Origin of the sequence: Anabaena lutea FACHB-196, assembly GCF_014698305.1 — a bacterium.
Classification (GTDB): Bacteria; Cyanobacteriota; Cyanobacteriia; order Cyanobacteriales; family Nostocaceae; genus Anabaena; species Anabaena lutea.
The window spans coordinates 16,702-31,987 of sequence record NZ_JACJST010000034.1; the positions used below are offsets into that span (position 1 = coordinate 16,702).

A 15,286-nucleotide genomic window follows, 5' to 3' on the forward strand; every position below is an offset into this window, starting at 1 on the left:
ATCTGTAGAGTCTGATTATACAAGCTGACTAGTAATGATAGCAAATAGGTAGGGGACAACGTAAATAAATTTACTATTTGATGCCCGAATCAGAATTTGCTACTTCTCAAAAGTACAGCTTTAGTTATTGGCTATTATCAGCAAAGTTCCGTAAACGCATCAGTTGACGTCTCATTTGAGGCGAGGCTTTGAACTCAGAAACCTCTTGCGCTTTTACAGACGCTTGTAGTGTCTCCAAAAAGTCGTCAGATCCCTCAGTTAGCGCATCTAGTAGCACCTGCAAAAGTTGTTCCCGATCGCCCAATAGACTTTTTTCTTCAATCAACCGGAATTTGAGATGAATTTCGCATTCATAAACACCCACTTCGAGATTATTTATTTGGCGTGGTAATGCTTTGGAGTTCATAGTCTGAGGATTCCTTTACTTGGTGTTCATGCGAGTGAGAAACTAGATATCCGGAAAAAAACTCTTTATATTTTTTTGAATACAAAGAAGTATTTGAATTAAGAATTTTTTCTTATACATCACATTTGCATTCGATTTAACTCCTCCTGCTTTTGTTCCAGCTACATTTTCGTCTCAGTTTTGATGATCCTGTGTTAGTTATCGCATATGTTACTCATAAACTATTATTCAGTTTTTAAGATTCCATACAATAAAGTTTCTGTAAGAACTTGCCAGACCTTTTTAAAAGTTTTTACATCAACTTTATCTAAACGTCAATAACAGTTTTACTTATCATTGTTTTTTAAGTATATACACTTAAGCGCGAACGCTGAGTTTTGTCATTGGATTAGAGCTATATGTCATTGTGGCTATTATAAGTACAATTACTAATTGTACTCTTTTTTATCAGTAAATTTATTGAGACTAAATCGGTAAAATTATGAATTGTAAAAATTTCTTTCTGGAGAATCACATACATACTGAATTAAGTTATCTTAGCCCAGAATTTTACCAAATAGGATAGCAAGTTTTAAAGATTACTAGCTGCACTGAGAAGGCATCAGCCAAAAAGAAAATTTCTTGTTTCTTTCCCCTGTCACTACTGCTCGCTTTGTAGATATTTAACTCAGAATTGGAACTTGAGAACAGGTTACTGGTACTAAATTTCTTTTAAAGGTATGACACTTTTGTCAGTTAATTGTCATACCTGTATCCCTTAAGAAAGGCATAGGTGATGGCTGACGCTGCCGTCAAGGATACATAAAATTCAAATACCGACAGACTTTCAACCCTGCTGCTTGTTAAGAATTAAGACTTCCCTGCTATATACTGGAAGAAAAGGCTGGGAACCTTGTTAATTTTTTCTTTTCAGTTGAACTGAAGCACTAGCTGCACAACCTGCTTCAATCGTTCAGTTTTCTGTCTCTAGCAGCAATCGCAGCAGACAGTGTGTTGATAAATGCAAACTAAATATTTCCCAAAATTCGTGAAAACTGCAATCACAGCTTGTAAGTTGGAGGAATTAAGCCCAAGCACAGCAGTTAAAATGATTGCAGTGTAATTAATCGAAATCTTACACCTTTTTATGGATAACCCGATGCTGCTCAAGTCTACAACCCGCCATATTCGCATTTTTGCGGCTGAAATGGACAAAGATGAACTAGTTCCTAGTAATCAGGTGTTGACCTTAGATGTTGACCCAGACAATGAATTTAACTGGAATGAAGATGCTCTGCAAAAAGTTTATCGCAAGTTTGATGAACTAGTAGAAGCCTCCAGTGGTGTAGACCTAACAGATTATAACTTGCGTCGTATTGGGTCAGACTTGGAGCATTATCTGCGATCGCTTCTGCAAAAAGGCGAAATTAGCTACAATCTCTCTAGCCGCGTTACTAACTACAGCATGGGACTACCCCAAGTTGCAGCTAACTCAAATCAATAAGGTGAATAATTATTGTTGGTGATTTATAAATTTTGTAACTCACCAACAATTTAGGGACTAACCAAAGTGAGAATCCCTAGTCCCTAGTAAACAGCAGACTGAAGGGCTGGGTAAGGGTGCTGCAAGGAACATCCCACTTCCCTGCCTTTTCAGCCCCTTCCATCTTCCCAAGTCAAGCTTTGCTGACAGGGTGAAATTTAGTTACTTTGATGGTAGAAAGTCCCAGAGCAATAGAAGCTATGATGAGGCTGTAGGGTTGACTTAGGAGTATGCTATTGGGATAAGTGAAGTAGTAATAAGTATTAGCAACGACTGCTAGTCACCAGCTAAAATCACAATCCAAAGTTGGTTGTGTTGAAGACAAAAACATAAGCGGTCTAAATTACCGCAGCAAATACTGTTGAAGAAATTGCCAATCGCTGATCGGTGCGACAAATATGGAAAATGACGCGGCAACACTCTACTGCCCAAATGAATATTGTCAAGCTGCTAACCCCCTGACACACAAGTTTTGCCAGCGATGTTCCACACCACTACCCAAGCGTTACTTGTGGGCTGTGGGGGATAATTTAAGTCTGGGTAGTCCTGGAGAAATTTTAGCCGATCGCTATCTAGTCATTGGTCAATCTATTATTTTTGATCTCAAGCCTGGTTTACTACCCCAAATACCTGAACTAGATAATTTCCAGAAAATTAAAGCCTATCTCAAACTAATTCCCTACCGCTTACACATACCGCAAATATATGGGGTGTTAACTGTAAATAAAGAACAATTGCAGCCAGAAATATTACTTCTGGAAAAACCGCCTCTGTTAGTTGATGGTATAAGCTCTCAAGTACATCTGTGCAGCGAGTTAACCACTGTTTGGGGTGAAGCCTCATCAATCCGGCAAATTAATTGGCTCTGGCAATTAGCTCATTTGTGGCAACCTCTTTTAACCGAAGGAGTAGCTTCCAGCTTATTAGATCCCAATTTATTGCGAGTTGAAGGGGCATTAGTGCGGTTACTGGAGTTGCATTTGGATTCAGAACCAGCACCAACATTGTCACAATTGGGAGAATTTTGGCGATCACTGCTGAAGGATGCCAAGCCAGCCATAGCTGAATTTATCAAACAAATTAGTGATGCTCTCATTCAGGGCAAAATCAACTCATCTGAGCAATTAATTACAGTTCTAGATCAAGGACTAGCACAATTAGGGACAGGTGGCACTGGACGCACTTCTCCAGCACAAACCACCATTAAAATTGTCACCCAAACTAACACAGGCCCTAGTCGTCAACGTAATGAAGATGCCTGTTACCCCCCTACTGGTGTCATTGTCAGTAAACCACCACAGCAAAACGCTTTAGCTATTGTCTGTGACGGTATTGGTGGACATGAAGGAGGTAACATAGCATCAACTTTAGCCATTGAAACCATTCAGCAACAGGTAATCGAACTAACCTCAGTTCCTTATGAAAACATCGATCCCTTACTGCTACTGAATGATTTGGAGCAGGCTGTAGCACTCGTTAATGATAAAATTAGCCAGCGCAATGATACTGAACATCGTCAAGGGCGACAACGGATGGGAACCACCCTGGTAATGGCTTTGCCCATTGCCCACGAAATGTATATCACCCATATTGGTGATAGTCGTGCCTATTGGATTACGCGCCAAGGTTGTTATCAAGTTACCCTAGATGATGATGTGGCTTCCCGCGAAGTGCGGTTAGGTTATGCTGTATACCGCGAAGCATTACAACATAGTGGTTCTGGCTCTTTGGTGCAAGCTTTAGGGATGAGTAAAAGCGCTTCATTGCATCCCACAGCCCAAAGGTTTATTCTTGATGAAGATGCTGTTTTTCTACTCACTTCTGATGGTTTGAGTGATTTTGACCGCGTAGAAGAATATTGGGAAACAGAAATTTTACCTATTCTTTCTGGCGAGACAAATATAGAAAATGTTGCCCAGCGACTTATAGAAATCGCTAATACCAAAAATGGACACGATAATGTCACCATCGCTTTATTACATTATCAAGTCCAATACTCCGAACCCGATTTAACACTCAACGCGGACATCGGTACTATTTCCTCTAGCAAAACGGTAGATTTGACCCCAAAAATCACAAACGGCACAGTTTTGGAAAACTCTTACCAGCAAACTCAAGTCATTCCAGAAACCAAGCCGACTCGCACGTCTCAATTACCGCTACAGTTGCTAGTTCTTCTGGGGATACTTTTAGCATCTGGTTCACTGGGATATTGGATCAAAATCCAACGGCAGCTACCACCTCCGATTGCTAATCCAGTAAATCCATCTGTAAACCCACAACCAACAAACCTGGAAAACCAGCAAGATTTCTCGCCACCAGTTAGTCAACCACCTGCACCTTAGTGAACAATGCCTTTTCGGTATCCCACACTATCTTATAATGCAGGTGATAAACGAATAAAAAATTACCAGGTAAAAATTTCTGCCTGGACTAAGTTTATTGTTAATTATTTGTTCTTAAAGTTTAGTTTCTTGAATCCATGTCCTGCCTGAATCTGGCGATCGCCCGTCTGGTAAATACTGGCACTGATAACTTCGCTATTTGGGTGGTTAAAGCTCCCTATCCCAGTGGTTATGTTTTGCGTGACTGTGTTTTTTCTACTGAACTTAGTCAAATTTGGCAAGAATGGCAGCAGATGTTTGCTGGTCATAATCCCTTGGATATTGTTTCATTGCCGACATTACCAGGAGTAAATACATTACCCATTGATTTCAATTTACCCGTGGCCGGTCAAACCACCAGTCCTTACAGTAGTCGTTTGATGCAATACCTAGGCATCAGTTTATGGCGTTGGGTATTCGATGGGTCAATTCTTGGTAGTCTAGAACGTAGTCGTGGTATTGCTATGGGTCAGAATAAACGGTTGCGCTTTCGTTTAGAAATTCGTGACCCTGATCTTATAGCTCTGCCTTGGGAAATTATGCAGCGTGAACCTGGCCAATCGGCAATATCTCTTTCCCAAGACATTTTATTCAGTCGCACTACTAGTGAAGTTGAACCTCTGCCAAATTTGCGAACCGATCCAGCTTTAAATGTCTTATTGGTTTTAGGACATGATGACAATCTGCAATTAGAAACAGAAGCTGCTATTCTTGAAAAAATATTGTCAGACTGTAGTCCATTAGGAAAAAATGCTTACGCGCCTTGTATGGTGAAGACACTCTTGCAACCCACTCCACAACAGTTAATTCAAGAGTTAGAAACCAAAGCCTACAATGTCTTTTTTTTCGCTGGCCACGGTCTACCTGCTCCAGATGGTGGTTTATTATTTTTGGGGTCAGATATGAACCTCAATGGTATAGAATTAGCGCAAGTATTAACACGTACAGGTGTCAAGTTGGGGGTCTTTAATGCCTGCTGGGGGGCGCAACCAGCGAAAATTAATCAACAAGTCATACCCGCTAGTAGTTTAGCAGAAGTACTCATCCGTCATGGTGTGCCTGCGGTATTAGCAATGCGGGATGAAATCGCTGACCAAGAAAGTCACAGTTTTATTCAAGCTTTTACAGAAGGATTGCGATCGCGTAAACCAATTGATGAAGCAATGGCAGCAGCAAGGCAAGAACTGTTAACACTATATAAGTTCAATCAACCGGCTTGGACATTACCAGTTCTCTACCTGCATCCAGATTTTAATGGTGACTTGATCAAGAGTGTTGATGAAGGAATTACAGAATTACCAGATACTGCTATATCTGGACTGGGTTCCCCAAAAACCACAGCATCATTGCGATCGCTCTCACCAGAAGGAAAAACTTGGTTATTGCGTTCTGGTGTCACCCGTATTGGTCGCACTAAGGATAATGATATTGTCATCCCTGAACTCTATATTTCCAAACGCCATGCCGAAATTTTATGCCGAAATACTCTCACCGGTACTACATCAGTGCAAACATACTACCTGCAAGATTTATCAACTTATGGTACAACTTGGTGTTTAGGTCCAAATGGCTGGCAACAAATCCTCCGAGAAGAAGTGCCTCTAAGATCGGGAATGCAATTAAAGTTTGGCAACGCTAAAGGTGAAACCTGGGAATTCCTAATTAAAAATTCCTAAAGGAATAATTTCAACCGGAAAATTTCTGTTCTCGGCATTGGGTTTAATCCCCTACTTTTGATATAGAGAAACAATCATTGTTTTTTGCGGAAATTTGATTCTTCAAGTTGTAGCTGTCAACAAGGCTAATCAATTAATTGTGAGGTGAAACATGATTAATAAAATCAATGGTTTAGATATCGGCTCTGTTTTTCCATCTTCAGTAGATTTAGATTTATTAGAAGCACTACTACAACCTGAAGATGCTACTTATCCCTGGAATCCCGCTGATGAAGAATCAGAAGCTTATTTTTCCCAACTAGAGCAGCAGTTTGAGTGTCAGGATTTGCTAGCAGAAGACCTGACTACCAGAGCGGAGAATTTTTATCACCATCTAGATGACATTTGGTCTCAGGTTTCCCATTCTCAAACTGACCATGATCAACAGCCATCTAATCGTCTTCAATCCGCTTTACATAGGGCTTTTTCTACCTCTGTCCCCTCAAATTGGCTCAATGCCATCGCCCAAAAAGCTGCGGAAATTATCACTTTAGAACAATCTACTAGTGATAAACTAGTGGAATGTGTGCAAGCTTTACTACCAAATTGGGGAACAGATGATCTGCTAGTCTTAGCTCGTCCTTTTGCCTATGCCATGCGAAGTAACGAACAACAAAACTTGGTATTTGTCACCAAAAATATTGAAAATCGAGACTGGACAAGTTTATCAGAAATAGAACAAGCAAAAGTTAGTTTAGCAATCGCTGACTATGCCTTCAAACAACTCTCTAGCTTGCAGACTGAATCCTAAATTTTTCTCTCATCACTGGGCTGATATCAAATTAAGTCGATATTTATTTTCAACTCTTTGTAGTTCTGTTTTTCTGTGTATTAAAGTCTCTGGCTGAATTTCCATTTTTTATTCATATTTGGTTCAGCATAAAATACGTATAAACTGATTACCATCATTGCCTTATTTATAGCAGGAGTCAGGAGACGCTACGCAGACCTCCGGTTCAGGAGACGCTTCGCAGACCTCCGGTTCAGGAGTAAAACCCTCTTGTAGTGAGAGTTTCATGATCAATTGATGTCCTAACCACCCTGTCCACGGCTATAAAATCTAAGTCTAACATCCAAACTGGCATAATCTAAGGCGTAGAGATTCATGAAGCTGATACTTGTGAGGGACTGGGGAGATGAGGAGATGGAGAGATTTTTAGATTTTAGATTTTAGATCGGAGTTAATTAAATACAATCCAAAATCCGAAATTCAAAATCGAATCACCAATCACCAATTACCCCAGAAATGTTTTATTTTGGTTCGAGAAAGCGAGTTGCAAAATTTTGCGATCGCGTTGGAGATAATGCTCGTGCTTTCAGAATTGCCGCCATCAAAAAAGCGTAAGATAAAACCCCAACTACCACCAACAGCAAAGCATTGATTGAACCTGTAGCATTCCACAAAGCATGAAGTGCGGAAGCGCTTAAATACCCAACTGAGAGAATTTGCCAACTCATCAGCGGCTTGAGGACAGCTAACCCGATAAAATAACCCAAGTATCCACTGTAAGCCATATGTCCGGCTACAGAGCCTAAAATTCGCGGAATCAGTAGTTGCAAACCCACCAACTGGCCTGCACCTATGCCATCTTGTTGGGTAACATTTTGGGTGATCACAGGCACATATTGACCAAGAGTTTCTAGCAAAGTAAAACCCACAGCCGAAGCAGTTCCCAGCAAAATACCATCTAGAGGTTCCCAAACGCCGATCCGTTCGCGCCAAGGTGATGGTAATGAGTTACCTATGAAATAAGCGCCTAATACGGGCAATGCCTTTAGTAATTCCTCCATTAACCCAGCACCAAAAAACATCCGCACCAGCAATTCTGTGAAGGTGATTGACTCTTGAGATGAGGGCAAACTTCCAGGAAGGATAACGCGAAAGACAAAGATCAGAAAATCTAATACAGGACTAAGCAAAATCAGTGTTGTACTCAATGCCATCGAAATGAGTACCCACCAAGGTTTCGGTTTCCCACAAAGTTGGTACACAAAGTAGTAAGCAGCAAAGGCAATGTAAGACCCAACAATCAATTGATTTGCTTGGGGATTGCCTACTGTCGCAAACATCAGCACTACAAATACTACTGTCAGGATTCCCGGTACTAAGTAAGCTTTCCGTGTTAAATCTTTCCCAGTGGAAATAATTGGAAACAGTTGTGTGAAGCTAACTGAATCATGCTGTGATGGCAATTGTTTATTTTTAGCAGATGGTAGTTCCTTCCCGTGGTTAGCTGACATCACAGTTGGTTGAGAGGGAAATTCATACTCAAAAATGAATTGCGGACCATCTGCACCTAGAGAAATGCGATCGCCTGGGTGCAATTCTTGAGAACCTTGCAACAGTTGTCCATTTAACAAAGTTCCATTGGCACTATTCAAATCACAAATCACCCAGCTGAATCTGCTATCTGGAGATAACGAAAGGGGTCGAACCACCGCATGACGACGAGATACCATCCGGTACATCATGGCATCCAAGACAACTTGGCAGCTGGGGTCACGTCCAATGACCGTCTCTTTAGTGGGAAGCAGTGAGTAGCGGGCTTCTGACCCAGAAGCTACGACCTTACTAGACACTAGCCGCAGAAATGCATTATGTCTTGCGTTGTTGCCTGTCATCGAGTTAGTGAGTGTGTCTATACAAATTCTGTGGCTTACGCCACCCTAGGCTATCAAATTTTTTGGTAGTAGATTTAACCTTAGTCAGAACAACAGCCACAGCTATTGCTAAATACACTATAGCTTCACTAACCGTCGCTTTGCTCCAATTCAAAATACAAAATTAAAAATTCAAAACCAAGAAAGTCACAAATGTACAATATTAGTTGTTTTACTCCTGACCCAGAAGCAGGAAAGATTTCTCATTTTCTAGTCAGGGGAACCAATAAAATATTCCCTTCCATATCAGTAGAGGATTACTATATCTATGTTCAAAAAAACAAAAAATATTGATACAATAAATGTTTTATATTGGGATATAAAGCAAACTATCTTCAATATTCTAGGTTTATCTATGGGGTTAATCCAAAATCTAAAATCGATTTACTAAAACAGATTAAATTCTGCCATTGCTGCGGCAAAATTTTTGTTTTCATGTCCTGAACGACTAAGTTTAATCAGAGCAAAACGTTGTAAAAGTGTTAAAGCAAACCATTGTTGTAACGTAATAGTAACACCCATTTCTTGTGCTTTCTCTTGAAGGCTAGGTGGTATAGTTTTAGCATCCATCCAAGGGGGAAGAGATTCAATAGGTAATTGGGCAGGTGGTTTACCTGTAAGTTCTAAAATTAATTTTTGTAGATACTCTTGGTAAGATTGAATCTCTATTGCTGTCAAGCAGGGTAATTCAACTAAAGCTGTACGTTCTGCTAGATTCATCTGGTTCCACTCAGATAATCTGAGTTTGATACCACAGGTATCTAATTTGTAACGTACTTGCATCGGTATGCAACGTAGATTATCAACAAATTCTGTTTCAAATTCAAATAACTTGGACATAAAATTAAAACCTATTCTAATGTTCTTTTCCAGAATTGTTACTCCGAATTATAAAATAACTAATTGATAGGGAAAGAATAGCAATACCTAAACCTATAATTTCTATACCTTCAGTTACTTTTAAATCAAGAATAATAATTTTGCGAGCAATTGCAATTAGCGAAGTAACAATAACTAATTCAACTTGTAAAACGTGCTTTTTTAGGTAGCCTGTAATATTTTCTAATATTTCCAAAGCAATCAGAACATTTAGAAATAATCCAAACGTTTTAAACAATGCCTGACTAAAACTGCCTTCTGCTGGGGAAAGTATCTCCTTAATTATAAATATTGTTAAATCGGCAAGTGTTGCAAAAATTACCAGTACCATCAGTAGAGATAGCAATTTTGAAACTATGACCTCCACAATTTCGATGAGGTGCATGAAGTTTTTATCGCTGGTAAGTTCTATCAATTTTTTGATTAGTTTACTCATCTGTAGTACCCTGTTTAAAATCAACCAAAAAACTATCACTATAAAAGAAAAATCCTCTAGATTTATCTACAGGATAAGAAAGGCTATTTATCTATCTAAGTAAACCACATTGGCTGATTATAAGAAATGTATTTATTTATATTTAAGACTTTATTATCCAAGATACTGGCTCATGATTAAGTCCTAGAAAATTATGTATCAAAAAACCTAATCATAACTATTGAATATTAATATTAGGTTAAGTTAATAATTCCCAGTTTAGGAAACATATTAAGCAGCTTACCATTGTGAGGACAAAACTTGATGATTTGTGGTAGTAATTTCTACAGAGATAGGTACTAATTGCACAGCACAAGCCTTTAATTCTGGTTGTAAAGAATCTGGGCAAGCTTCTGAGTGAGTCAGTGCATTAGCTTCAGCATCATCTGCCCAAAGCTTACCCCAGTGCATGGGGACAAAAACAGTACCAGGAGAAATAGCTTTTGTGACTTTAGCAGGAAACTTAGTTATACCACGGCGCGATCGCACTTCCAACCACTGATGATCAAGAATTCCCAACGTCGCAGCATCACGGGGATGAATTTCAATAAACGGTTGGGGGTGCATTTGGCGAATTTTCTCAATTCTACCCGTGCGCGTTTGTGTGTGCCAATGTCCGTAAAGTCGTCCAGTAGTTAACACAAAAGGATAATTCTCATCAGGTGGTTCTGCGAGTCCTTTTGAATAATAGGCCCCAAATCTAGCGCGTCCATCAGGAGTATGAAAGCGTAAATCTGTATACAAGCGTTTTCCGTCCTTGAGTGAAGAAGTTTTTTCTTTCGCTTCTAGTGCAAAACTCCCAACTCCTGTTTCCGCATCAATAAATATTGGTTGTGCTTTCTTTTCAGGGTGTGGCCATTGAGTCGGTCCCTTTGTTTGTAAAACCTCATGACTCAAACCCGACATATCACAAGGACGCTGACGAGTTAATTGCACAAACTCCGCATAAACTTCCGCAGAATTATTAAAAGCAAATTCCTTCTCAAAACCTAAACGTCTTCCCACTTCTGCAAAAATTTCCCAATCTGGTTTTGCTTCTCTTGGTGGTTCACGAAAAGCTGAACACAATGTTACTCTTCTTTCAGAATTAGTCATGATCCCAGTTTTTTCACCCCACTGTGCCGCAGGTAATAAAACATGAGCATAAGCTGATGTTTCTGTAGGGTAATAAGCATCTTGATAGATAGTAAAAGGAGATTTTAATAAAGCTTTTTTAGTGCGTTCTAAATCTGGCATACTCACAGCGGGGTTCGTAGCTGCAATCCATAATAAACCCACATTTCCAGTTTCCAAACCAGTAATCATTTCCCAAGCAGTCAAACCAGGAACAGAGGAAATTTGTCCTCTTTTGAGTTTCCAAAAATCCTCAACTTCTGCTCGATGTTGGTCATTTTTCACCAATCGATATCCCGGTAACAAATGCGCCAAACCTCCCGCTTCTCTTCCTCCCATAGCATTAGGTTGACCGGTAAGAGAAAAAGGACCCGCACCAGGTTTACCGATTTGTCCCGTCATTAAATGTAAATTAATAATAGTTCTAACTTTAGCAGTACCTTCCGAAGATTGATTGACACCCATTGACCATAAAGAAAGTACAGATTTAGATTTTCCCCAATATTTAGCAGCCGTTTCTAAATCTTCAATACTAATACCACATCGACTAGCTACCACCTCTGGAGAATAATGACGAATTACTTCTGCATAAGCTGGAAAATTGCTGGTACATTCATCCATGAATAATGTATCGATGTAATTCCACTTCATTAATAAATGGGCGATACCATTTAATAGATCAATATCTGTACCAGGACGAATAGCTAAATGTAAATCGGCTGCTTCTGCGGTAGGAGTGCGACGAGGATCAACCACAATCATTTTCACGTGACGATTTTTTTTATGATATTTCGCTAACTTATTAAAAACAATTGGATGACATTCTGCTGTATTCGTCCCAATTAAAAAAGCACAATCAGTTAACTCCAAATCGTCATAACAACAAGGAGGACCATCAGCACCAAAACTTTGAATGTACCCAGACACCGCACTAGACATACAAAGACGGGAATTAGCATCAAAATTATTAGTTCCTAAACAACCTTTGAGTAATTTTTGAGCAATATAATAATCTTCGGTTTGAAATTGTCCAGAACCATACATACAGATAGAATCTGTTTCTTGGTTCAAGCGCAATGTTTGCATCCGTTGGGTAATAATATCAAAAGCTTCATTCCAACTCACACGGCGAAATTCTTGATCTAAAGAATCGCGCATCATTGGATAATGCAATCTATTTTTATCTAATGATTCAGCAATTGTTGCACCTTTAACGCATACCATTCCTTGACTAGATGGATGTGATTTATCACCACGTACCCGCCAAGTTGGAGTTCCTTCACTATCTCGATTTGTGGCTTTTCCATGTTGGGCTGGTGGGGAAACTTCTAAACCACAACCAACACCGCAATAAGGACAAAGTGTTTTGGTAAATTCATTCATGGTATTTATAATTTTTTATTTCACGCAGAGACGCGGAGAGGAGGAAAGTGTGATTTTGACAATTTCTTTGTATTCTTACCTTTGCGTCTAACGCACTTCGTGCTAAAGCCTACGGCTCCCGTTAGGGATACGCTTCGCTGGTGCGCCTTTGCGTGAGACAATTATTCTTCTATAAAAACAGGTTGATGAATAATTATTTCTTCAGTTTCATCACAAGCAAATGAATCTTTTGGTTCTTTGAGGAAGAATGCACACATAAATGAGCAAATCATGGCGGCTATTCCCATTGTGGCAAATAGGGTTGATGGGTCAGTTAAGCTATAAATTGTGAGATAAACTACACCACCAAAATTACCGTAAGCGCCAACGTTTCCTGCTATTTGTCCAGTTGCTTCTTTTTTAATTAATGGGACTATTCCGTAAGTTGCACCACAACCAGCTTGAGCAAAGTAAGCAGCGAACATTGTCGCAGCAATTGCTAAGGGGATAGGCCAATCTTTGTTAATAAAATGTGCCATTAAATAACCAAGAGCAATGCCAGCAGAAACTATTGTCATTGTCCATTTACGAGAACCTAATTTATCAGAAATTAAGCCTCCACTAGGACGGGAAACTAGGTTTAAGAAGGGATAGGTGGCAGCGATCATTCCGGCTACTACGTGTTCTAATGCAAAGGTTTTTTCAAAGAAGGAAGGTAGCATGGAAACGACTGCAAGTTCTGAACCAAAGTTGGTAATATAAGTGAATTCTAGTAATGCTACTTGACTAAATTGATAACGTTGATTTGCAGGGTAAGTTTTTTGTCCAGTTAGTAATTCTTTATTGACTTGATATGCTTGATAATTTTGGTAAGCAAATAATCCTGCTAACGCCAACCAAACTATATACATTTGGCTGAGTGTAAGGAAGTGAATATTTTTTTGTTCTAACCGCCAAGCTAATAAGCCTAATGCAAAAATTAACCCAAAGTTAGACACAATCATCGCCCAAAAGCTTTTGATTGATGTGACTTCTAAAGAGCCATTTTTCTTGGGCTTTTTATAAACTTTACCAATGGGTGTATCTTGAACGCTTTTGTAGTAGATTACGCCATACATTCCGGCTATAATTCCTGTTAATGCAATTGTTAATCTCCAGTTAGAACCACCACCACCTAAAAAGCTAGTTACAATTGCAATTGTTGGTAAAGCAAATTCTGCTCCAAATGCTCCAAAGTTACCCCAACCGCCATAAATACCTTGAGCAATTCCCATTTCTTTGGGAGGAAACCATTCGGCTACCATGCGGATACCAACAACAAATCCAGAACCGACTATTCCCATTAATAAGCGACTAATAACCAATTGGTTGAAGTCTTGGGCTAATGCTGTTGCTAAACAGGGAATAACAGCAAACATTAATAATATGGAATAGGTAATTCTGGGGCCAAATTTATCCAGTAACATCCCAATAATGATGCGGGCTGGAATTGTTAAAGCTAAATTGCAAATACCTAAAGTTTTAATTTGTTCAGGTAATAAATTTAATTCTTTACCAATTGTGGTAGCGAAGGGTGCAAAGTTAAACCAACAGACAAAGGTGAGAAAAAAAGCAAACCAAGTCTGATGTAAAATGCGATAGCGACCCTGAAACGAAAATAATCCCTTCAACATTTAAATTTTCCTCGTGATTTATTAATTTCTTGGAGGTAGGGAATTATGAAATACTTAGAGGTTGTTTGAAAACTTTTTCTTGTGGTATCTAATACTTGTAGATCCCCCTAAATCCCCCTTTTTAAGGGGGACTTTGATTGATTTATCCCCCCCTTATCAAGGGGGGTGAGGGGGGATCTGAAATTGCTTGATACACCATGAGGGACTTTTCAAACGTCCCCTTACACTAATTACTCTTCTAAATGAGCGCAGCGACGATATAGGAAGTCTAAGGCGTAGTTTCGTAGGTTGTAATATTCTGGGTTTTCCATGATGCGACGACGGTTGCGAGGACGGGAGAAGGGTATTTCTAAAACTTCGCCAATATTTGCCGCAGGGCCGTTTGTCATCATTACGAGTTTGTCTGCTAAGAAAAGTGCTTCATCAATGTCATGGGTAATCATTAAAACTGTGACTTGATGTTCTGACCAAATTTGCAGTAGTTCTTCTTGTAATTCTTCTTTGGTGATGGCATCTAAAGCGCCGAAAGGTTCGTCTAATATGAGGAGTTGGGGACGGATGGCTAAAGCACGAGCGATCGCTACTCTTTGTTTCATCCCCCCAGATATTTGACTGGGTTTCTTTTCGGCTGCTTCTGTCAGTCCTACCATTGCTAAATGTTCTCTGACTATTGCTCGTTTTTCAGCTTGGCTTTTTCTGGGAAATACGGAATCAACAGCTAGGTAAACGTTATCAAAAACATTCAACCAAGGTAGTAAACAATAGTTTTGAAATACCATCATTCTGTCTGGGCCTGGTTCTGTGATGGGTTGACCTTGCAACCACACGACACCGTTGGTAGGTTTATTAAATCCAGAAACCATGTTGAGGAGTGTAGATTTTCCACAGCCAGAATGTCCTATCAAACAAATAAATTCACCTTCACGGACTTTGAGGTTAATGTCATCTAGAACAGTGTATGGGCCTTCAGCAGTAGGGTAAATTTTGTTGACACCATCAATTACTAAAAAATCTTCTTTTTTCTGACTTTGTAATTGTTGGTTTTGGGTTTTGTTCTTAAAGTTTAATGCTGTCATGATTTTTTTGTAATGGGTAT

Annotated in this window: 11 protein-coding genes; 4 read left to right on the top strand and 7 right to left on the bottom strand. The window is 39.5% G+C overall.

The annotated features are described in order from the left end of the window. Positions 1-124: 124 nt before the first annotated feature. Positions 125-406 (bottom strand): Npun_R1517 family heterocyst differentiation transcriptional regulator, encoded by a 282-nt coding sequence (locus H6G59_RS24685; protein WP_016948939.1) that lies wholly within the window; start codon positions 404-406, stop codon positions 125-127. A 1,126-nt stretch (positions 407-1,532) separates the two neighbouring features. Between H6G59_RS24685 and ndhM the strand changes: the two genes are divergently transcribed. The 4 genes from ndhM to H6G59_RS24705 all read left to right on the top strand — a co-directional run bounded on the left by ndhM (position 1,533) and on the right by H6G59_RS24705 (position 6,778). Next, a complete protein-coding gene (gene ndhM, locus H6G59_RS24690) occupies positions 1,533-1,889 on the top strand; it encodes an NAD(P)H-quinone oxidoreductase subunit M (RefSeq protein ID WP_127051843.1) in 357 nt (118 codons plus the stop codon). Between the two features lie 437 nt (positions 1,890-2,326). Further along, positions 2,327-4,273, top strand: coding sequence for a protein phosphatase 2C domain-containing protein (locus H6G59_RS24695; RefSeq protein WP_190719917.1), 1,947 nt, complete (start codon positions 2,327-2,329; stop codon positions 4,271-4,273). A gap of 137 nt (positions 4,274-4,410) precedes the next feature. Continuing rightward, the gene (locus H6G59_RS24700; protein ID WP_190719920.1) at positions 4,411-5,988 is read left to right on the top strand and encodes a CHAT domain-containing protein; all 1,578 of its coding nucleotides are present in this window, start codon (positions 4,411-4,413) and stop codon (positions 5,986-5,988) included. 151 nt (positions 5,989-6,139) lie between these two features. Beyond that, positions 6,140-6,778, top strand: coding sequence for a hypothetical protein (locus tag H6G59_RS24705; protein WP_190719923.1), 639 nt, complete (start codon positions 6,140-6,142; stop codon positions 6,776-6,778). 500 nt (positions 6,779-7,278) lie between these two features. On the opposite strand, the gene H6G59_RS24710 is transcribed toward H6G59_RS24705, so the two are convergent. The 6 genes from H6G59_RS24710 to H6G59_RS24735 form a co-directional block, all read right to left on the bottom strand. Next, on the bottom strand, positions 7,279-8,649 hold the full coding sequence (locus H6G59_RS24710) for a PrsW family glutamic-type intramembrane protease (protein ID WP_190719926.1): 1,371 nt from the start codon (positions 8,647-8,649) through the stop codon (positions 7,279-7,281). Between the two features lie 426 nt (positions 8,650-9,075). Continuing rightward, positions 9,076-9,528: a nitrate reductase associated protein gene (locus H6G59_RS24715; RefSeq protein ID WP_190719932.1), complete on the bottom strand. Its 453-nt coding sequence runs from the start codon at positions 9,526-9,528 to the stop codon at positions 9,076-9,078. 16 nt (positions 9,529-9,544) lie between these two features. Further along, positions 9,545-10,003 (bottom strand): phosphate-starvation-inducible PsiE family protein, encoded by a 459-nt coding sequence (locus H6G59_RS24720; RefSeq protein ID WP_190719935.1) that lies wholly within the window; start codon positions 10,001-10,003, stop codon positions 9,545-9,547. A gap of 279 nt (positions 10,004-10,282) precedes the next feature. Further along, entirely contained in the window at positions 10,283-12,538 is a 2,256-nt protein-coding gene (locus tag H6G59_RS24725) for a molybdopterin oxidoreductase family protein (RefSeq protein ID WP_190719939.1), read from the bottom strand. Positions 12,539-12,699: 161 nt separating this feature from the next. Beyond that, positions 12,700-14,190, bottom strand: a complete 1,491-nt coding sequence (locus tag H6G59_RS24730) for a NarK family nitrate/nitrite MFS transporter (protein WP_190719942.1) — start codon at positions 14,188-14,190, stop codon at positions 12,700-12,702. A 230-nt stretch (positions 14,191-14,420) separates the two neighbouring features. Then, entirely contained in the window at positions 14,421-15,266 is an 846-nt protein-coding gene (locus H6G59_RS24735; protein WP_190719945.1) for a nitrate ABC transporter ATP-binding protein, read from the bottom strand. Between the last annotated feature and the right edge of the window lie 20 nt (positions 15,267-15,286).